Origin of the sequence: Pseudomonas koreensis (assembly GCF_012986595.1) — a bacterium.
In the GTDB taxonomy this organism is placed as follows: Bacteria; Pseudomonadota; Gammaproteobacteria; order Pseudomonadales; family Pseudomonadaceae; genus Aquipseudomonas; species Aquipseudomonas koreensis.
In genome coordinates, this window is record NZ_JAAQYM010000003.1 from 111,935 (window position 1) to 132,293 (window position 20,359).

At 61.0% G+C, this 20,359-nt stretch carries 19 protein-coding genes; 6 read left to right on the forward strand and 13 right to left on the reverse strand.

Annotation, left to right across the window (positions count from 1 at the left end; translation table 11 throughout):
* Positions 1–63: 63 nt before the first annotated feature.
* A complete protein-coding gene (rloA2, locus tag HBN98_RS10050; protein ID WP_007962587.1) occupies positions 64–567 on the reverse strand; it encodes a retropepsin-like aspartic peptidase RloA2 in 504 nt (167 codons plus the stop codon).
* Positions 568–900: 333 nt separating this feature from the next.
* Here rloA2 and HBN98_RS10055 point away from each other — a divergent pair, with 333 nt between their 5' ends.
* Positions 901–1,788, forward strand: coding sequence for an acyltransferase (locus HBN98_RS10055; protein ID WP_083367718.1), 888 nt, complete (start codon positions 901–903; stop codon positions 1,786–1,788).
* Between the two features lies 1 nt (position 1,789).
* On the opposite strand, the gene HBN98_RS10060 is transcribed toward HBN98_RS10055, so the two are convergent.
* Positions 1,790–2,347, reverse strand: coding sequence for a DUF2780 domain-containing protein (locus HBN98_RS10060; protein ID WP_083367717.1), 558 nt, complete (start codon positions 2,345–2,347; stop codon positions 1,790–1,792).
* Between the two features lie 148 nt (positions 2,348–2,495).
* Between HBN98_RS10060 and HBN98_RS10065 the strand changes: the two genes are divergently transcribed.
* Together HBN98_RS10065 and HBN98_RS10070 are read left to right on the forward strand one after the other, a co-directional pair.
* Positions 2,496–3,131 (forward strand): RNA polymerase sigma factor, encoded by a 636-nt coding sequence (locus HBN98_RS10065; RefSeq protein WP_083367716.1) that lies wholly within the window; start codon positions 2,496–2,498, stop codon positions 3,129–3,131.
* The gene (locus HBN98_RS10070; RefSeq protein ID WP_083367715.1) at positions 3,128–3,802 is read left to right on the forward strand and encodes an anti-sigma factor; all 675 of its coding nucleotides are present in this window, start codon (positions 3,128–3,130) and stop codon (positions 3,800–3,802) included. The genes HBN98_RS10065 and HBN98_RS10070 overlap by 4 nt, the downstream gene beginning before the upstream one ends.
* Before the next feature lie 198 nt (positions 3,803–4,000).
* On the opposite strand, the gene fdhA is transcribed toward HBN98_RS10070, so the two are convergent.
* From fdhA to HBN98_RS10110, 8 genes are all read right to left on the reverse strand, one after another.
* Positions 4,001–5,200: a formaldehyde dehydrogenase, glutathione-independent gene (gene fdhA / locus HBN98_RS10075; RefSeq protein ID WP_064589551.1), complete on the reverse strand. Its 1,200-nt coding sequence runs from the start codon at positions 5,198–5,200 to the stop codon at positions 4,001–4,003.
* 200 nt (positions 5,201–5,400) lie between these two features.
* A complete protein-coding gene (gene purU / locus HBN98_RS10080; RefSeq protein WP_064589552.1) occupies positions 5,401–6,258 on the reverse strand; it encodes a formyltetrahydrofolate deformylase in 858 nt (285 codons plus the stop codon).
* Positions 6,259–6,457: 199 nt separating this feature from the next.
* Positions 6,458–7,090, reverse strand: a complete 633-nt coding sequence (locus tag HBN98_RS10085; protein WP_034155013.1) for a sarcosine oxidase subunit gamma — start codon at positions 7,088–7,090, stop codon at positions 6,458–6,460.
* Between the two features lie 143 nt (positions 7,091–7,233).
* A complete protein-coding gene (locus HBN98_RS10090; RefSeq protein ID WP_064589554.1) occupies positions 7,234–10,251 on the reverse strand; it encodes a sarcosine oxidase subunit alpha in 3,018 nt (1,005 codons plus the stop codon).
* Positions 10,248–10,577, reverse strand: a complete 330-nt coding sequence (locus tag HBN98_RS10095; RefSeq protein ID WP_083367714.1) for a sarcosine oxidase subunit delta — start codon at positions 10,575–10,577, stop codon at positions 10,248–10,250. The genes HBN98_RS10090 and HBN98_RS10095 overlap by 4 nt, the downstream gene beginning before the upstream one ends.
* Before the next feature lie 14 nt (positions 10,578–10,591).
* Positions 10,592–11,842 (reverse strand): sarcosine oxidase subunit beta, encoded by a 1,251-nt coding sequence (locus HBN98_RS10100; protein WP_003206307.1) that lies wholly within the window; start codon positions 11,840–11,842, stop codon positions 10,592–10,594.
* Positions 11,843–11,862: 20 nt separating this feature from the next.
* Positions 11,863–13,116 carry a serine hydroxymethyltransferase gene (gene glyA, locus HBN98_RS10105; protein WP_027610662.1) on the reverse strand — a complete coding sequence of 418 codons (1,254 nt, stop codon included), beginning with the start codon at positions 13,114–13,116 and terminating at the stop codon, positions 11,863–11,865.
* 248 nt (positions 13,117–13,364) lie between these two features.
* Positions 13,365–14,084 (reverse strand): TraX family protein, encoded by a 720-nt coding sequence (locus HBN98_RS10110; protein ID WP_083367713.1) that lies wholly within the window; start codon positions 14,082–14,084, stop codon positions 13,365–13,367.
* A gap of 126 nt (positions 14,085–14,210) precedes the next feature.
* On the opposite strand from HBN98_RS10110, the gene HBN98_RS10115 reads away from it, so the two are divergent.
* Together HBN98_RS10115 and HBN98_RS10120 are read left to right on the forward strand one after the other, a co-directional pair.
* Positions 14,211–15,251: a threonine aldolase family protein gene (locus tag HBN98_RS10115; protein ID WP_064589557.1), complete on the forward strand. Its 1,041-nt coding sequence runs from the start codon at positions 14,211–14,213 to the stop codon at positions 15,249–15,251.
* A gap of 279 nt (positions 15,252–15,530) precedes the next feature.
* Complete coding sequence (locus tag HBN98_RS10120; protein WP_083367712.1) at positions 15,531–16,355, forward strand: SDR family oxidoreductase; 825 nt, start codon at positions 15,531–15,533, stop codon at positions 16,353–16,355.
* A gap of 108 nt (positions 16,356–16,463) precedes the next feature.
* On the opposite strand, the gene gbcB is transcribed toward HBN98_RS10120, so the two are convergent.
* The gene (gene gbcB, locus HBN98_RS10125) at positions 16,464–17,564 is read right to left on the reverse strand and encodes a glycine-betaine demethylase subunit GbcB (protein ID WP_064589559.1); all 1,101 of its coding nucleotides are present in this window, start codon (positions 17,562–17,564) and stop codon (positions 16,464–16,466) included.
* A gap of 284 nt (positions 17,565–17,848) precedes the next feature.
* On the opposite strand from gbcB, the gene gbcA reads away from it, so the two are divergent.
* A complete protein-coding gene (gbcA, locus tag HBN98_RS10130) occupies positions 17,849–19,144 on the forward strand; it encodes a glycine-betaine demethylase subunit GbcA (RefSeq protein WP_083367711.1) in 1,296 nt (431 codons plus the stop codon).
* Positions 19,145–19,213: 69 nt separating this feature from the next.
* Here gbcA and HBN98_RS10135 read toward each other — a convergent pair whose 3' ends face one another.
* Together HBN98_RS10135 and HBN98_RS10140 are read right to left on the reverse strand one after the other, a co-directional pair.
* Positions 19,214–19,501 (reverse strand): hypothetical protein, encoded by a 288-nt coding sequence (locus HBN98_RS10135; RefSeq protein WP_064589561.1) that lies wholly within the window; start codon positions 19,499–19,501, stop codon positions 19,214–19,216.
* A gap of 28 nt (positions 19,502–19,529) precedes the next feature.
* Complete coding sequence (locus tag HBN98_RS10140) at positions 19,530–20,156, reverse strand: hypothetical protein (RefSeq protein WP_064589562.1); 627 nt, start codon at positions 20,154–20,156, stop codon at positions 19,530–19,532.
* Positions 20,157–20,359 lie beyond the last annotated feature (203 nt).

Genomic DNA, 20,359 nt, shown 5'->3' on the forward strand with positions numbered 1-20,359 from the left:
CCGAGCCCATGGGTTAAGTGCGCGAACGGTGCCCCAAGCCTGACGTTACGTCAATGAGACCACTTAGCAGTCCGGCTTGTCGGCGGTAAAACGCCGCGCCGGGTTTACCGCTGCGCCAAACTCGCGCAAGGCCTTGGCACCGATCAGCAGCGGGTAGTTGAAGTTGCTGCGGTCGGTCAGGTTGACCTCAACGGTGCGCTTGACGTTGCCCAGGCAGAGTTCCAGATCGACCACCGGGCGCTTGGCGACTTCGGTGCTGTCGCCCTCGTCCTCTTCATCCGAGCGGCTCTTGATCTTGCTGATCCGCGCGACCTTGTGCTCGTAGACCTTGTTGCTGGCGTCCTTGGTGCCGAGGCGGAAACGCACCCAGTTCTCGCCGTCGCGGGTGAAGGTCTCGATGTCCTTGGCCGACAGCGAGGCGGTCAGCGCGCCGGTGTCCATCTTGGCCTTGAGCACCTCACCACCGATTTCCGGCAGCGCGATGTACTCATAACGCCCGTACAGGGTCGGCTCGGCGGCCATGACCGGCAGGGCGACGAGGGCAAACAGTGCAAGGAGGGATTTCACGTAAGGGGCTTCCTGAAAGAGTGGGCTCAGCGCCGAATTCTAGACCGCGAAAAAACACGATAGTTGGTTCACCGCCAACCTTTGTGGCGAGGGAGCTTGCTCCCGCTCGACGACGCAGTCGTCGTAAAACCAGCCTGCCTGTTTCGCCTGACACACCGAGGGGAATGGATTCGGGGCCGCTTCGCAGCCCAGCGGGAGCAAGCTCCCTCGCCACAGGGTTCATCGATAACTCAAGGGTAACCTCTCAAAAGTGAAACATTTGTCACCCCCGATTTGGCCTGTCGCCCGAAGCCACTTATCATGGCGCGCCCATCCAACGTCATAGAGTTGCTTATGCGCCGCCTGCTCACCGGCTGTTTCGTCACCCTGCTGCTGTTGCTCAACACCCTGATCCTGATCGGGCCGTTGCTGGTGTTTGCGCTGCTCAAGCTGATTGCTCCCGGGCGCTGGCGTGACTATGCGTCGTGGGCGGTGATGTGGATTGCCGAGACCTGGGCCGAAATCGACAAGCTGATTTTTCGCCTGTGCATCCCCACCCAATGGGACATTCGCGGGGGCGCAGACCTGCGCGGTGACACCTCGTACCTGGTGGTCAGCAACCATCAGTCGTGGGTCGATATTCCGGCGCTGATCCAGACCCTCAACCGGCGCACGCCGTTCTTCAAGTTCTTCCTCAAGAAAGAGCTGATCTGGGTTCCGTTTCTGGGGCTGGCGTGGTGGGCGCTGGATTACCCGTTCATGAAGCGCTACACCAAGGCATTCCTGGCCAGGCACCCGGAGCTGGCGGGCAAGGATCTGGAGATCACCCGACAGGCCTGCGAGCTGTTCAAGCGCCAGCCGGTGACCGTGGTCAACTATCTGGAAGGCACCCGCTACACCGCGGCAAAAAGCGCGCAGCAACAATCACCGTTCAACCACCTGCTCAAGCCCAAGGCCGGCGGCGTGGCGTTCGTGCTGGCGGCGTTGGGTGAACAACTGGACGCCATCCTCGACGTGACCGTGGTTTATCCACAGCAGACGATTCCGGGGTTCTGGGATTTGATCAGCGGCAACGTGCCGCGGGTGATCGTCGACATCAAGACCCGCGAACTCGACCCGGCGCTGTGGCAGGGCGATTACGAGAACGATCCGGTGTTTCGTCAGACGGTCCAGAACTGGGTCAACCAGCTCTGGACCGAGAAAGACCAGCGCATCGCCGAACTGCGCGACGAGCGCGGCTGAATCAGCTACCGGTGCCGGCGCCCCAGATGCTGCCCAGGCTCTGCAGCAGCGGGCCGCCGACGCCTTGATCACCCAGATACTTGAGCAGCACCGGGGCAAACTGACCGACCATCCCGCTGTCCATGCCCAATGCGCCGAAGGCGTTGTTCAGGTCGTTGGTGTTCTTGACATTGCCCAGGGCGTTTTCCAGCCCCGCCGACTTGCCCGAGGAGCCCAGCAAACCGCTCAACGCCGCCAGGTTGCCGCTGCCACCCGACAGTTTGTCGATGCCCGGCACTTCTTTGGCCAGCTGCGAATAATCGGTGCTGCTCAATTGGTTCTTGGCCAGGCCAAGCATGGCGCTGGTGCCACCGACAGCTTGCTGAGGCGTAACACCGAGACCGGTCACCGCTTGCAGTAGACCGGCGGTTTCCGAGGTCGGCGCGGCGGCGGTCGCGGCGTTGCCGCCCTGCATGCTCGAAGCCGCTTTGGTCACGTCGTCCAGACTGAAGCCGGCGAACACCGGGCTCGCTGCAAGGGTCATCAGTGAAGCCAAGGCAATACCGCGTGAAATCTTCATTCAGACATCCTCTTGCGCTGTGGTAACCGCCCGTCAATGAGCGGCAAAACTGCCGGTTTGACCGGGTATCAGCCGGCATGTTCCTCGCCGGCGCATCCATTTTCAGGATAGCCACGTATATAAAACGTGAAACCGTGGATAACCCGAGATGAATGGCACAAGCGCTGTCGCTGAACTAGCCTGTGAACAGCCCGAGCAGCAGCCTCGTCGCCCGCCCATTGCCTGGAGAAACGTCATTTCCACCGCCGACACCGATCAGTTGCGCCAGCTGTTGGCCCAGTGTTCACTGGGCGACCGTCGCGCGTTCGAAACCCTCTATCGTAGTGTCGGCCCGCGCCTGCACGGCGTGGCCCTGCGTTTCATGGGCCGGGCGGATCTGGCCGAAGAAGTGCTGCAGGAAAGCTTCGTGCGCATCTGGAACAACGCGTCGCGCTACGAAGCGCATTTGTCGGCGCCGCTGACCTGGATGATCAACATCACCCGCAATCAGGCCATCGACCAATTGCGCAAACATCGCGACCGCCCGCTGACCGATGTCGAACAGGACGCCCTCGCCGACGAAGGTCCTTCGGCGCACGAACTGCTGAACAGCAGCCGCGAAGCCAGCGCGCTGCACCGTTGCCTGGACACTCTCGACGGCCAGCAGCGGCAATCGATCACCGTTGCTTACTTTCAGGGTCTGTCCTGCTCGGAACTGGCCGAACATCTGGCCGCGCCGCTGGGCTCGGTGAAATCGTGGATTCGCCGTGGCATGGAACGTCTGCGCAGGTGCCTCGAATCATGAACTACCAGACCCCTGCCCTGCGCCGCGCGCTCGCTGCCGATTACGCCATTGGCCTGATGTCGACGGCGGCGCGTCGGCGTTTTGAACAATTGCTTTTGGATGACGCTGCTTTGCGAACCGAACTGGCGCAATGGCAGGAGAGCCTCGCCAGCCTGACCGACGCGATACCGCAGCAGCCAGTGCCGGAACACGTCTGGCAAGGCATCACCGCGCGAATCGAACCGCAAGTGCTGCACCTTCCCGAGAAGCGCCCGTTCTGGAACTGGCTGCGGGTCAGCGTCGCAGCCTGCTCGATCGTGGTGCTGGTGTTCCTCGGCTCCCTGTACAACCGCGACGACGCCCGCTACCGCGCCACCCTGCTGACCGCCGACGCGCAACCGGCGCTGAAGGTCGAGGCGCATGCGGATTATCTGCAAGTGGAGCCGCTGACGCTGGCGCCCGTTGATGCGAATCGTAGCCTGGAGTTGTGGGCGATTCCGGCGGACGGCAAACCGATTTCGCTCGGGGTTATTCCAGCGGGAGGCAAAGGCAAGGTTGAGTTGAGCGAGGCGCAGCAAGCCTTGATCGGCAAACCGATTGCGCTGGCGGTGAGTCTGGAGCCCAAGGGTGGTTCGCCGACCGGGCAGCCGACGGGGCCGGTTCTTTACCAGGGGGCTTTGGCTGCCCTTTAGTGCAACTGAGCACACCAAGCATGTGTGGCGAGGGAGCTTGCTCCCGCTCGGCGGCGAACTCGGTTTGAAAATCACCCTCCCGGAATTCAGGGCCGCTTCGCGCCCAGCGGGAGCAAGCTCCCTCGCCACGGTGTTCGTGTTCATTGCGCCATGAAAAACGGCGACCCTGAGGTCGCCGTTTTGTATTGCGCTTAAGCGTTACGCCGCACTGAACAACTTGTGCGGATCGATCACAAACTTCTTCGGCACGCCCGCATCGAACTCGCCGTAACCTTCCGGCGCCTGGTCGAGGCTGATGACCTGCACGCCGACCACTTCGGCGATGTTGATGCGGTCCCACATGATCGCTTGCATCAGTTGGCGGTTGTACTTCATCACCGGGGTCTGGCCGGTGTGGAAGCTGTGGGATTTGGCCCAGCCCAGACCGAAGCGGATGCTCAGGCTGCCCATTTTTGCCGCAGCATCGACAGCGCCCGGGTCTTCGGTGACGTACAGGCCCGGGATACCGATCTTGCCCGCCACGCGCACCACGCCCATCAGTGAGTTGAGCACCGTGGCCGGGGCTTCGGCTTTGACGCCGTCGTGACCGTGACCGCGCGCTTCGAAACCGACGCAGTCCACCGCGCAATCGACTTCCGGTTCACCCAGCAATGCAGCGATTTGCTCGTGCAGCGGCGTATCTTGCGACAGGTCGACCACTTCAAAACCCTGAGCCTTGGCGTGAGCCAGGCGGATGGTGTTGACGTCGCCGATGATCACCACCGCAGCGCCCAGCAGACGCGCCGAAGCAGCAGCGGCCAGGCCGACCGGGCCAGCGCCGGCGATGTACACGGTGCTGCCCGGGCCAACGCCCGCCGTGACCGCGCCGTGATAGCCGGTCGGCAGAATGTCGGAGAGGCAGGTCAGGTCGCGGATTTTCTCCATGGCCTTGTCGCGGTCCGGCAGTTTCAGCAGGTTGAAGTCGGCGTAGGGCACCAGCACGTATTCAGCCTGACCGCCGGTCCAGTCGCCCATGTCGACGTAACCGTATGCGCCGCCGGCACGGGCCGGGTTGACGGTCAGGCAGACGCCGGTGTGTTGCTCCTTGCAGGAACGGCAGCGCCCGCAAGCCACGTTGAACGGCACCGAGACCAGGTCGCCGATTTTCAGGTTCTCGACGTCGGAACCCTTTTCGATCACTTCGCCGGTGATTTCATGGCCCAGCACCAGACCGGTCTGCGCCGTGGTACGGCCGCGCACCATGTGTTGGTCGGAGCCGCAGATATTGGTGGAAACCACTTTGAGAATGACCCCGTGCTCGATCTTGCGACCGCGCGGGTCCTGCATTTTCGGATAGTCGATTTTCTGCACTTCGACCTTGCCAGCGCCGAGATACACCACACCACGATTGCCAGACATGCTTTCACCTCGCTGTTGTTTTTATGGAACCGCGTTGCCCAGGCAGGCAGCGCGTTAAGTGCTCGGGTACAGATGCTGATTGTTGTGTTGCCTGTTATGGCCTCATCGCTGGCAAGCCAGCTCCCACAGGATTCGGGTTGGATTCAGATTTTGTATACGACCCAAATCCTTGTGGGAGCTGGCTTGCCAGCGATGGCGATCTAGAGAACGACCGTGCGATTAGCGTTGAGAAACACCCTGCGCTCAATGTGATAACCAACGGCCCGGGCCAAGGTCAGGCCCTCGATATCCCGCCCCTTGGCAATCAAATCTTCCGGGTAATGACTGTGATCCACGGCCTCGACGCCTTGGGCGATGATCGGCCCTTCATCGAGGTCGTTGTTGATGTAATGCGCCGTCGCACCGACCAGCTTCACGCCCTTGTTGTAGGCCTGGTGATACGGCTTGGCACCCTTGAACCCCGGCAGCAGCGAGTGATGGATATTGATCGCCTTGCCATCGAGCTTGCGGCACAGTTCCGGCGACAGCACCTGCATGTAGCGGGCGAGGATCACCAGTTCGGCGCCGGACTCTTCGATCACCTGCCACACCTGACGCTCCTGCGACGGCTTGTCGTTGGGGTCGAGGGGGAAATGGTAGTAGGGAATCTGGTGCCAGTCGGCCAAAGGCTTGAGATCCGGATGGTTGGACACCACCGCCGCCACGTCCATCGACAACTGGCCGATACGCTGGCGATAGAGCAAATCGTTAAGGCAGTGATCGGCCTTGGAGACCATGATCACCACTTTCGGCCGGTAATTTGGCGCGGTCAGCTCGAAAACCATGCCAAAGGCCTGACCACGTTCGGCGAGGCCGGCGCGAAAGGACTGTTCGTCGAAGCCGTCAGGCTGACGGAATTCCACGCGAATGAAAAAGCGGCCGGAGAGCCGGTCATCGAACGAGTGGTGCTCGGTAACGTAGCAACCCTGTTCGAACAGAAAACGCGTCACCGCGTCCACCGTGCCGAGCACGCTGGGGCAGTCGGCGGTCAGAATCCATGTGTCTGGGGCGCGGCTCATGGTGCGGTGACTCCTGTTTCAACATCTGTTAGCAGAGTGAACTCTGTGGCGAGGGAGCTTGCTCCCGCTGGGTTGCGCAGCGACCCCAAAATCAGCGACCGCATTTTTCCAGGAGAATGCGGGTAGCGATTTGCGACTGCTTCGCAGTCGAGCGGGAGCAAGCTCCCTCGCCACAAATGCAGTCATGCGCCAAACGGGGTCAGGCCTGGACGCTGAGACCGTACTCGGCCGAAGCATCCTGCAACCACAACCACCAGTAATCCGAGAAGCTGCGGCGGATCAGCAGTTCCCAGGTGTCTTCGGCGGTGTGGCGGATCATCAGCTGCGACTTGGCGAACACCGTGCCGACCGCCTTACCCACCGGAAAGTTGTTCGGGTGCACGTCGTAGCTGGTGGATTTCATCAGCACCTGACGCACGTTCGGCCCGCTCAGCTCGAGCACTTGCTGGCCGCCGCTGACGTTAACGATCGCGATGTGCAGATCGCCCAGCGCTTCGCGCAGCTTTTGCTCGGCGGCGAACTCTTCGCCGCTGGGCACGATCAGCAGCCACTCATCCGGGCCCATCCATTGCAGGCTGGTTTCGCCTTTGACGATCACGCTCAGGGCACCGGGCAATTCGATGCCCAAGGCCTTGTGTACGCCAGCGGCGAAGGCGGCATCGTGGCCATCGCCACGGATGGTCAGGTGACCGAGGAGTTTCTTTTCACGCACGATCACGCCGGCGTTCTTGCGACCTTTGCCGACCAGGCTGGCGAGGTCGGCATGGTGCAGCGACGACTCGGCACGGGCCCCGGTGGTCGGGCGTTGTTGATACACGTTGGCTGTGGTCATAAAACACCTTCCTGAATTCTGTTGGTTCCTGCGGTGGCTAATCTGTCGCTTTCGCGAGCAGGCTCGCTCCCACAGGGGAACGCGGTCGAATGTGGGAGCGAGCCTGCTCGCGAATAGCCGCCCGCCCACAGTTCTTGAGGCCGTCAAATGTTCTGGCGATCACCCTTCGGATCGAAGAACACCGAAGAAACAATCTCCGCCTCGATCACGCTGCCATCGGCCAGCGGTGCAAACACCCGCTCGCCCATGCGCTTGAGACCGCCCTTGACCACGCCCATGGCAAACGAATAGCCGAGGGAGTTGTGCGCGTAGCTGGAAGTCACGTGGCCGACCATGGTCATCGGGATCGCTTGCTTGGTGTTGAACACCAGCTGAGCACCTTCCGGCAGCCAGACGTTCGGATCGATCGGCTTGAGGCCCACCAGTTGTTTGCGCTGATCACGCACGCAGTCTTCACGGTTCATGCCCCGCTGGCCGATCCACGAGAACGGTTTGGTGCGACCGACGCACCAGCCCATGTTCAGGTCGTCCGGGGTCATCGAGCCGTCGGTGTCCTGGCCGACGATGATGAAACCTTTCTCGGCCCGCAGAACGTGCATGGTTTCAGTGCCATATGGCGTCAGGTTGAACGCCTTCCCCGCCTCAACAATCTTCTCCAAAACACCCATCGCGTAGTCGGCCTGGACGTTGACTTCGTACGACAGTTCACCGGTGAACGAGATGCGGAACACCCGCGCCGGCACACCGCCGACCAGACCTTCTTTCCAGGTCATGAACGGGAAGGCTTCGTTGCTCAAATCGATGTCGGTCACGGCGCTGAGCAGCTTGCGGCTGTTCGGCCCGGACAGGGTCATGGTCGCCCAGTGGTCAGTGACGGAAGTGAAGTAGACCTTCATGTCCGGCCATTCGGTCTGGTGGTACAGCTCCAGCCATTGCAGCACGCGGGCCGCGCCGCCGGTGGTGGTGGTCATGACGAAATGGTTGTCGGCCAGGCACGCCGTCACCCCGTCGTCGAAGACCATGCCGTCTTCTTTGCACATCAGGCCATAACGGGCCTTGCCCACGTCGAGCTTGGTCCAGGCGTTGGTGTACACGCGGTTGAGGAACTCGCGGGCATCCGGGCCTTGAATGTCGATCTTGCCCAGGGTCGAGGCATCGAGCAGGCCGACGCTGTCGCGCACGGCTTTGCATTCGCGCTTGACCGCGGTGTGCATGTCTTCCCCGTTTTTCGGGAAGTACCACGGACGTTTCCACTGACCAACGTCTTCAAACTCGGCGCCGTTCTTCACATGCCAGGCATGCAGCGCGGTGTAGCGCACCGGTTCGAAGATGTGCCCGCAGTGACGGCCGGCTACCGCGCCGAACGTTACCGGCGTGTAGTTGGGGCGGAACATCGTGGTGCCCATCTGCGGGATGGTCACGTTCAGCGAACGGGCGGCAATCGCCAAGCCGTTGACGTTGCCGAGCTTGCCCTGATCGGTGCCGAAGCCCAGCGCGGTGTAGCGTTTGACGTGTTCGACCGACTCGAAACCTTCGCGGGTCGCCAGTTCGATGGCGGCGGCGGTGACGTCGTTCTGCAGGTCGACGAATTGCTTCGGCGCGCGCGCGGTGCCCTTCTCATGCGGCACCTGGAACAGCGCCAGGGTCGCTTCTTCGAGACGGCTCAGGGCCTTGGGCAGCGTGCCTTCGACCACACCGAACCCGGCTTCACTGGCAGCGCGAGCGCCACCCTCGAAACCATCGGCCAGCGAATCACCGAGGCCATACACACCGTTGATACCACCGACGCACACACGCTTCTGCGGTGCTTCGCCCGGTACGAAACCGAGGATGTCTTCACGCCAGACCGGCTTGCCGCCGAGGTGCGAAGCCAGGTGCACCACCGGGCTGTAACCGCCGGAACTGGCGATCACGTCGCAGTCGAGCCATTCGCCCGGGCTGGTCACGCTGTGCGCCTTGACGTCGATCGCAGCGACGCGGGCAGCGGTCACGCGCTTGCTGCCACGGGCCTCGATCACGGCGCTGCCGGTGAGGATGCGGATACCTTTGGCACGGGCTTCTTCCACCAGTGCACCACGCGGATTGCTGCGGGCGTCAGCGATGGCCACCACTTGCAGGCTGGCGTCGAGCCAGTCCAGCGCCACGCGATAGGCGTGGTCGTTGTTGGTCGACAGCACCAGTTTTTTGCCCGGTGCCACGCCGTAACGGCGCACATAAGTCGAGACTGCACCAGCGAGCATGTTGCCCGGCACGTCGTTGTTGCCGTAGACCAGCGGACGCTCGTGCGCTCCGGTCGCCAGCACCACACGCTTGGCGCGAACGCGGTGGATGCGCTGACGCACCTGACCGATCGGCGCACGGTCGCCGAGGTGATCGGTGAGGCGTTCGTGAATGGTCAGGAAGTTGTGGTCGTGGTAGCCGTTGACCGTGGCGCGCGGCAACAGCAGCACGTCCGGGGTGTCCTTGAGTTCAGCGATGACGCTGGCCACCCACTCCATCGCAGGCTTGCCGTCGAGGCTTTCGCGGGAGTCGAGCAGGCTGCCGCCGAACTCTTCCTGTTCATCGGCGAGGATCACTCGGGCACCGCTGCGCGCCGCGGCCAGGGCAGCGGCGAGACCCGCAGGGCCGGCACCGACGATCAGCACGTCGCAGTGCTGGTTCATGTAGTCGTAGGTATCCGGATCGACTTCGGTCGGCGAACGGCCCAAGCCGGCAGCCTTGCGAATGTACTTCTCGTAGGTCATCCAGAACGATTGCGGGTACATGAAGGTTTTGTAGTAGAAACCCGGCGGCATCAGCTTGCCGCCGACCTTGCCGAGAATCCCCATCATGTCGTTGTTGACGCTCGGCCAGCCGTTGGTGCTGGTAGCCACCAGGCCCTGATACAGCGCCTGTTGCGTGGCACGCACGTTGGGAATCTGCGTGGCTTCGGTCGCACCGATCTGCAGCACCGCGTTCGGCTCTTCGGCACCGGCGGCGAAGATCCCGCGTGGACGCGAATACTTGAAGCTGCGACCGATGATGTCGACGCCGTTGGCGATCAGCGCGGAGGCCAGCGAGTCACCCTCGAAGCCTTTGTAGCTCTGACCGTTGAAGGTGAAGCTCAGCACTTTATTGCGGTCGATCCGTCCACCGTTGGACAGGCGATTGGTCTGGCTCATACCTTCTCTCCCAGCGCCGTCGAGGCTGTTTTCGCAGCATCAGCCTTGTCGGTGAATTGCGGCTTGGTGCCGATCTTGTAGGTTTCGAGAATCTCGTAGGTCACGGTGTCGCGGGTGACGTTGAAGTACTGGCGGCAACCGGCGACGTGGTCCCACAACTCGTGGTGCAGACCGCGCGGGTTGTCGCGGAAAAACATGTAGTCGCCCCACTCTTCATCAGTGCAGGCGGCAGGATCCAGTGGGCGCGGGATGTGCGCCTGGCCGGATGCATGGAATTCCTCTTCGGAGCGCAGTTCGCCGCAGTGAGGACAGAAGATATGTAACATGGGGATTTCTCCTGTTAGTGGGCGACGGCAGCAGCGCCGTGTTCGTCGATGAGTGCGCCGTTGTGGAAACGGTCGATGGAAAACGGTGCAGCCAATGGGTGCATTTCACCCTTGGCCAGGCTTGCGGCAAACACGTTGCCCGAGCCAGGCGTGGCCTTGAAACCACCGGTGCCCCAACCGCAGTTGAAGAACATGTTCGGCACCGGAGTTTTCGAAATGATCGGGCAGGCGTCCGGCGTGGTGTCGACGATGCCGCCCCACTGGCGGTTCATGCGCACCCGCGACAGCACCGGGAACATCTCGACGATGGCCTGGATGGTGTGCTCGATCACCGGGTACGAGCCGCGCTGGCCGTAGCCGTTGTAGCCGTCGATACCGGCACCGATCACCAGGTCGCCCTTGTCGGACTGGCTGATGTAACCGTGCACGGCGTTGGACATGATCACGCTGTCGATAATCGGTTTGATCGGCTCCGACACCAGCGCTTGCAGCGGGTGGGATTCGATCGGCAGACGGAAACCGGCGAGCTTGGCCATGTGCCCGGAGTTACCGGCGGTGACCACGCCGACGCGTTTGGCACCGATGAAACCCTTGTTGGTTTCAACGCCGATGCACACGCCGTTTTCCTTGCGGAAACCGATCACTTCGGTCTGCTGGATCAAGTCCACGCCGAGGGCATCCGCCGCGCGGGCAAAGCCCCAGGCCACGGCATCGTGACGCGCGACGCCGCCGCGACGTTGAACGGTCGCCCCCATTACCGGGTAGCGGGTGTTTTTCGAGCAGTCGAGGTACGGGATCTCGTCGGCCACTTGCTTGGCGTTGAGCAGTTCGCCGTCGACGCCGTTAAGGCGGTTGGCGCTGACCCGACGCTCGGAATCACGGATGTCCTGCAGGGTGTGGCACAGGTTGTAGACGCCACGCTGGGAGAACATCACGTTGTAGTTCAAGTCCTGCGACAGGCCTTCCCACAATTTCATCGCGTGTTCGTACAGGTGCGCCGACTCGTCCCACAGGTAGTTGGAGCGCACGATGGTGGTGTTGCGCGCGGTGTTACCGCCGCCCAGCCAGCCTTTCTCGACCACGGCCACGTTGGTGATGCCGTGCTCTTTCGCCAAGTAATAGGCAGTCGCCAGACCGTGCCCGCCACCGCCGACGATAACCACGTCGTAGACCTTCTTCGGCGTTGGCGTGCGCCACATGCGCTGCCAGTTCTCGTGGTGGCTGAGGGAGTGTTTGAAGAGGCCGAAGCCCGAATAGCGTTGCATAGTCATTTACTCCAAACCGCTCAGCGATAAACCGGGTAGTCGGCGCACAGTGCCGCGACGTTCTTGGCCACATTCGCTTCGACGTCGGCGTCACCGAGGTTGTCGAGGATGTCGCAGATCCAGCCGGCCAGCACTTCGCACTGGGCGACCTTGAAGCCACGGGTGGTGACGGCCGGGGTGCCGATGCGCAGGCCCGAGGTCACGAACGGCGATTGCGGGTCGTTCGGCACCGCGTTCTTGTTGACGGTGATGTGGGCACGGCCGAGGGCGGCGTCGGCATCTTTGCCGGTCAGGCCCTGACGGATCAGGCTGACCAGGAACAGGTGGTTGTCGGTCCCGCCGGACACTACATCGTAGCCACGTTTGATAAACACGCTGGCCATGGCCTTGGCGTTGTCGATCACTTGTTGCTGGTAGGCCTTGAAGCCTGGCTCCAGCGCTTCCTTGAAGCACACCGCTTTACCGGCGATGACGTGCATCAACGGGCCGCCCTGGGCGCCGGGGAATACCGCGGCGTTGAGCTTCTTCTCGATTTCTTCGTTGGACTTGGCCAGGATCAGCCCGCCACGCGGACCGCGCAGGGTCTTGTGGGTGGTGGTGGTGACCACGTCGGCATACGGCAGCGGGTTCGGGTACAGACCGGCAGCCACCAGACCCGCGACGTGGGCCATGTCGACGAACAGCAGCGCACCGACCTTGTCGGCGATCTGGCGGAAGCGCGGGAAGTCCAGGGTCTTGGAATAAGCGGAGAAGCCGGCAACGATCATCTTCGGCTTGCACTCGACGGCCAGACGCTCGACTTCGTCGTAATCGATCAGCCCGGTGTCGGTGTTGATTCCGTATTGCACCGCGTTGTACAGCTTGCCCGAGGACGACACTTTCGCGCCGTGGGTCAGGTGACCGCCGTGGGCCAGGCTCATGCCCAGAATGGTGTCGCCCGGCTGGATCAGCGCCAGGTACACGGCGCTGTTGGCCGAAGAACCGGAGTGCGGCTGGACGTTGGCGTAATCGGCGCCGAACAGTTGCTTGGCACGTTCGATGGCCAGCGCTTCGACTTTATCCACATGCTCGCAGCCACCGTAGTAGCGCTTGCCCGGATAACCTTCGGCGTACTTGTTGGTCAGGCCGCTGCCTTGCGCTTGCATCACGCGTTTGCTGGTGTAGTTTTCCGACGCGATCAGCTCGATGTGATCTTCCTGACGTTGCTCCTCGGCATTCATCGCCGCCAGCAGTGCATCGTCGTAACCCTGGATCTGGTCTTGCTTGCTGAACATCGCGTCTCTCCCAGCGGCGGCGGTGCGCCATTTTGTCTTGGTCAGGCACGCGGCTTGCGACGGTGCCCTTTGATGCGATGGTATGACCGGCGCAGACAGCTCAAATGCCTACGGACGCCACGCAAAGGTGCGTTTACGACATGGCGGGAAATGACTCGGAGAATGCATTCCCCTGTAGGAGCTGCCGAAGGCTGCGATCCTTTGACCTTGACGCTTAAAGATCAAAAGATCGCAGCCTTCGGCAGCTCCTACAGGGGATATGCGATCAAGTGGCGAATGCCGAGCAACAGGAGGAAATGCGCGGGATAGAGCGCGTACGCCCAGCGGCGCATAGGCAACGGATGGATAGAACTGGAGTGTCGCAACACGTACATCCCGAGCAATGGCGCCATCAGACACGCCGCGATGCCGAACACCGCCACGTAGTTGCCAAACGCCGCCGCTTCATACAGCACCTGCCACTGATTGCCCGCCAGACACACCAGCCCCGGCAGCAGGCCGAAGTACCAGGGGCGACGGAATACCAGCAGCAGCGCCAGCGGCAACAGCACACCGAAGAAACCGAACATCAGTCGCTCTGGGAACAGCACCGCGAGCAACAGACTCGCTGCGCCGAGCAGTCGCGATACCAACGCTCGATCCTGCCACCCTCGCGCCACCAGCAAACCGAGCGCCAGCGTGGGCATCACGTTCAAGGTGTCGGGATCAGGAATGTACAAGCGGTAGGGAATTTCACTCACCGCGCTGAACAGCAACAGCCAGCCCAGATAGCGCCACTCGGTCTGCTGCGCCCCGGCGCGGGCAAGATTCGCCGCCATCGCCAGGCAGAACCACGGGAATGCCATTCGCCCCGGAACATACAGCCAATCGGCGCTGATCCCGACATATCGCAGGTGATCGAGCAGCATGCTCAACAGCGCCAGCCACTTGAGCAAATCCAGCGCGCCGTCGCGTTTAGTCACGTGCATAATCGGGCCACAAACTGGTAATTTTCTGACAGCGACATCCCGTGTGCTCCCCGGAAGATCTTCGGTAAAGTGCGCACCCTCATTGACCACGAGCCTTCACAAGAGTCTCGACCACGGAAGCCGGCCATGACCGACAAGAGCCAACAATTCGCCAGCGACAACTACTCCGGTATCTGCCCTGAAGCCTGGGCTGCCATGGAACAGGCCAACCACGGCCACCAGCGCGCTTATGGCGACGATGAATGGACCGCACGCGCGTCCGACGATTTCCGCAAACTGTTCGAAACCGACTGCGAAGTGTTCTTCGCCTTTAACGGCACCGCCGCCAACTCGCTGGCGCTGTCGTCGCTGTGCCAGAGTTACCACAGCGTGATCTGCTCGGAAACCGCCCACGTCGAAACCGACGAATGCGGCGCACCGGAATTCTTCTCCAACGGCTCGAAACTGCTGATCGCCGGCACTGAAAACGGCAAGATCACCCCGCAGTCGATCCGTGAAGTCGCGCTCAAGCGCCAGGACATTCATTACCCGAAACCGCGCGTGGTGACCCTGACCCAAGCCACCGAAGTCGGCAGCGTCTACACCCCGGAAGAAGTCCGCGCCATCAGTGCCACCTGCAAGGAACTGGGCCTGCACCTGCACATGGACGGCGCGCGTTTCTCCAACGCCTGCGCGTTCCTCGGCTGCTCGCCAGCCGATCTGACCTGGAAGGCCGGCGTCGATGTGTTGTGCTTCGGCGGCACCAAGAACGGCATGGCGGTAGGTGAAGCGATCCTGTTTTTCAACCACAAACTGGCCGAAGACTTCGACTACCGCTGCAAGCAGGCCGGGCAACTGGCGTCGAAGATGCGCTTCCTGTCGGCGCCGTGGGTCGGCATCCTCGAAAATGACGCCTGGCTCAAATACGCCCGCCACGCCAACCACTGCGCGCAGCTGCTGGCTGAACTGGTCAGCGACATCCCCGGCGTCGAACTGATGTTCCCGGTGCAGGCCAACGGCGTGTTCCTGCAACTCTCCGAGCCGGCCATCGCCGCCCTGACTGCAAAGAACTGGCGCTTCTACACCTTCATCGGCAAGGGCGGCGCACGTTTCATGTGCTCGTGGGACACCGAAGAAGAGCGCGTACGCGAACTGGCCCGCGACATCCGCGAGGTCATGTCGGCCTGATTCCTTGGCGAATGAACGCATGGATGAGGGGGTTTCCTGTGATGAGGTGATCCCCTGTGGCGAGGGGATTTATCCCCGATCGGCTGCGCAGCAGTCGTAAATCCTGAGAACGCGGTCTTACTGGTAGATCGCGTTCATATGTTTTGGGGCTGCTGCGCAACCCATCGGGGATAAATCCCCTCACCACAAATCATCTCCGCCCATCGCTATCGCGACAGCTGCTTGGTCTACATTGTCTGTCGAGCCTCCGCTCACATAACAATAAGCAGGAGCATCGGCATGTCGTTACAAGGCAAAACCCTGTTCATCACCGGCGCCAGCCGTGGCATTGGCCGTGAGATCGCGCTGCGGGCCGCGAAGGACGGGGCCAATATCGTCATCGCCGCCAAAAGCGCCGAACCCCACGCCAAGTTACCCGGCACCATTCACAGTGTCGCGGCGGAAGTCGAAGCCGTCGGTGGTCAAGCGTTGGCGCTGCAACTGGATGTGCGTGATGACGACGCCGTCCGCCAGGCGCTGGCCCGGGCCAGCGAGCATTTCGGCGGCATTGATGCGCTGGTGAACAACGCCGGGGCCATCAAACTCACCGGTGTGCAACACATCGAACTCAAGCGCTTCGACCTCATGCACCAGATCAACACCCGCGCCGTGCTGCTGTGCAGCCAGGCGGCCCTGCCCTATCTGAAAAAGTCCGCCGGGCACATTCTCAACCTGTCACCGCCGCTGAATCTGGCGAGCAAGTGGTTCGCCCAGTTCAGCCCTTACACGGTGACCAAGTACGGCATGAGCATGCTGACGGTGGGCATGAGCGAGGAATTTGCCAGTTACGGGATCAGCGTCAATTCGCTGTGGCCGCAGACGATGATTGCCACGGCGGCGATCGAGTTTCAGCTGGGCAATCGGGAGTCGTTCAAACAGGCGCGCACGCCAGCGATCATGGCGGATGCGGCGCATGTGATTTTGCGCAGCCGTCAACGGCAGATCACGGGGCGCTTGCTCATTGATGAGGAGATTTTGCGAGAAAGCGGTGTGACCGAGTTCGATCATTACCGCTTCGAACCGGACAGCGACGCAGCACTGATGCCTGACCTTTTCGTCAATTGAAACACTGCCCCCTGTAGGAGCTGCCGAAGGCTGCGATCTTTTGATCCTGTTTTTAAGATCAAGATCAAAAGATCGCAGCCTTCGGCAGCTCCTACAGGGGTAATTTCGTCAGAATTCGATACGCACGTCGCCTTTAGGCACGCTGCAGCACGACAAGATAAATCCTTCCGCCTCGTCGTCTTCGGTAATCCCGCCGTTGTGCTCCATCTCCACCTCGCCCCCTAGCTTCAGCACCTTGCACGTCCCGCAAATCCCCATGCCGCAGGCTTTCGGAATCATCAGCCCCAGCTTGGCTGCCGCCGCATGCACGGTTTCACCCGGTGCCACACGAATACTTTTGCCGGACGCGGTGAATTCGACCTGATGCAGATCCGCCGCATCGATTTCCGGCGCATCGGCGGCCTGTTCGGCTTGTTCCACCGCGTCGGCGCGGGCTTCCGGTGGCGTGGCGCCGAAGGATTCCTCGTGATAACGCGACATATCGTAACCGGAGGCTTCGAGCAGGCGCTTGACCGCGGTCATGTACGGCGTCGGGCCGCAGCAGAACACTTCGCGCTCTAAAAAGTCAGGAACCATCAGCTCCAGCATCTTGTGATTCAGATAGCCGCGATAGCCGGCCCACGGCTCGCCCAGCCCGTGCTTCTCGCAGATCAGGTGCAGGCTGAAGTTGTCGATGCGCGACGCCATGTGTTCCAACTCGCGGTGGTAAATGATGTCTTTCGGCGAACGGGCGCTGTGGATAAACGTCATGTCGACGTTGGCGTTGGTGTCGTAAAACCAGCGCGCCATCGACATGCATGGGGTGATCCCCACGCCGCCGCTGAGATACAGCACTTTCGGGCTCGGGAAGTCGATGGCGTTGAACAGCCCCACCGGCCCGTGCACCGCCAGCTCCTGGCCTTCGTGAAGGGTGTCGTGCAGCCAGTTGGAGACCTTGCCGCCCGGCACGCGCTTGATGGTTACCGAGAAGCTGTACGGCACCGACGGCGAACTGGAAATGGTGTACGAACGCATGATCGGCTGGCCGTCGATTTCCAGCTCCAGGGTCACGAACTGCCCGGGCTTGAAGAAGAACAGGATCGGCTGGTCGGCCATGAAGCAGAAGGTGCGCACGTCCCAGGTTTCCTGGATGACTTTGACGCAACGGACGATGTGTCGGCCATTGGCCCAGGTCTGGGTGGTGACCGGATTCAGGAAGCTGTTGGACATGCTGTTCTCCACGGCCGACTGTCGGCCTTCATGTGGCGATTCTGCGTATAGCGTGAACCGCCCGTTTACCTATCCGCGACATCGGCATACTTATCGCGACCAGCCCCCAACCACCGGGGGTTGCGCGTCGGGAACAGATTGCACCATGTCGCCCATGGATAAGGTTCACGGCAGCGCCGGCCCCACACTCGCCTCACACCAAGACGAATCCTTTACACCTTGCGTAGCACCCCTGATCAGCCACTTTTCATCGGCCACACAGAATGGCCTCGAGGATCACATCGATGGACGTCACCGCAAAAATCAGCCTGGGCGATCCGCTGGAACCCGCACGCAAGGCCACCGCACAGATGCTGCAAGAGCGCGAGCGCACCTTTTCGCTGCCGCAACCGTTCTACAGCGATGAGCGTCTGTTCGATATCGACATGCAGGAGATCTTCCAGAAAGAGTGGTTGATCGCCGGCATGACCTGCGAGATCCCGGCCAAGGGCAACTACCTGACCCTGCAGGTCGGCAAGAACCCGATCATCGTCATCCGTGGCGCTGACGGCGTAGTCCACGCCTTCCACAACGTCTGCCGCCACCGTGGCTCGCGCCTGTGCACCAGTGAAAAAGGCAAGGTCGCCAAACTGGTCTGCCACTACCACCAGTGGACCTACGAGCTGGACGGCCGCCTGCTGTTCGCCGGCACCGAAATGGGCGCCGACTTCGACATGAAGCAATACGGCCTCAAACCGGTGAACGTGAAGACCGCCGGCGGCTACATCTTCATCAGCCTGGCGGACAATCCGCCGGCCATCGATGACTTCCTGTCGACGCTGAACCACTACATGGAACCGTACGACATGGAGAACACCAAGGTGGCGATCACCACCACCTTGATGGAAAAGGCCAACTGGAAACTGGTGCTGGAAAACAACCGCGAGTGCTACCACTGCAACGCGTCGCACCCGGAACTGCTGAAAACCCTGCTGGAATGGGACGACGTCACCGACCCGCGTGCCGATCAGGCGTTCAAGGATCACGTCGCCGCCTCCGCCGCGGCGTGGGAAGCCGAGAAGATCCCTTACGCCCACGCCAGCTTCGGCCTGCGCAACCGTATCGTGCGCATGCCGCTGCTCAAGGGCACCGTGTCGATGACCCTCGACGGCAAACAGGGCTGCGCCAAACTGATGGGCCGGATCAAGAACCCGGACCTCGGCTCGATGCGCATCCTGCACCTGCCACACTCGTGGAACCACTGCATGGGCGACCACATCATCGTCTTCACCGTGTGGCCGATCAGCGCCCAGGAAACCATGGTCACCACCAAATGGCTGGTGCACAAGGACGCGGTGGAAGGTGTGGATTACGACGTCGAGCGTATGCGCCAGGTGTGGGACGCGACCAACGATCAGGACCGCCGTCTGGCCGAAGAAAACCAGCGCGGGATCAACTCCACCGCGTATCAGCCGGGGCCGTACTCCAAGACTTATGAGTTCGGCGTGGTCAACTTCGTCGACTGGTACAGCGAGCGGATGCTGAGCAACCTCGGCGCCGAGCCTGCGCCGTACCTCAAAGGCGTGCCGGTTCAGGGTTGAAAATCGCCAGTGCCGACAATAAAAAACCGCGAGCACGCTCGCGGTTTTTTTATTGCAGCCGTGGCACCGTTACCAGTTCCAGGATCTGATGATGCTCTGCGCCGCCTCGAAGATATTGTTCACATCAGCGGCACTCGGCGGACGTTTATAGTCCGGGTCGATTTTTCTTTGCAGCGCATCGTACAAACCATCGATCTTTTCTTCGGTTCGTTTCTTGTCGCGAAGTCGAAGAGCATCGAGCTTTGCTTTATTTGCATCAAGCGCCCGATTTTCTTCAAGATTGATTGCGCGACACCACTCGCCTTCAATCGGATCGATAAACGGCGGTGGCCCGATGGGTTTAAATGGTTTGATCATTAAACACCTCACAGACCATAAAATGGCTTCAGGAGAACCAGCCTCCAATCCAACTGACGACCGAATTGAAAGTATTGGTAATTTTCTCCCAGACATTCTTCAGCCAACTGAGGATCTTCTGGCCAATCTCGATAAAGAAGTCACCGATCTTGTTGAGTACGCCATTGAAGAGATTGCCAAAGTTTTCCATAAAACCAATAACCGCATCGGCACTGGCCGGAAATTTGTCAACTTCATTGATGGCCGCGTCGTAGATTTTGTCGATTCGCTCTTCGGCAGCCTTCTGGTCACGTTTACGCAGTTCCTCAAGTTTTTCCTTGTAGGACTTGGTATCGGTCGACCCGGAATTCTGGAAAGCTTCGGTGGCTTTCACCAGCCCTTTTTCCGATTGATTCGACTGTCCTTCTCCTGCTTCCCTGGCTTCTTTTTCCAGCCTTTTCACACCTGGATCATTGGCGCCATTGCTCAGATAAAGGCTGCGCAGGTGAATCTGTTGCAGGCGTGGCGAAGCCATCAGTACGCCTCGTGCCGCACCCGACGAGCGTTTCTTGGCATGAACGCGCATTTCGTTCAGCAGTTCGACATAAGCCTCTTTCGACGGAGGAACGGCCGCTTCGGCGACCGACTTGACTTTGGACTTGGCTGCTTCAGACATTTTGGAACTCCTTGTAGTGTTGTATTTATCGCACTTGGTGTTGTGCCCCGGCAGACAAATGCTGCTGATAAAACCGGCAGGCAGCACTCGTCAAAAAACATACTCCGCCCATGCAATTGCTCGTTGTCTTTTTAATTCCGGCAATTATCAAACAGCATCCCACATGAAATACGCGCGAATTAAACAGCTTTCGCAGCGCCATC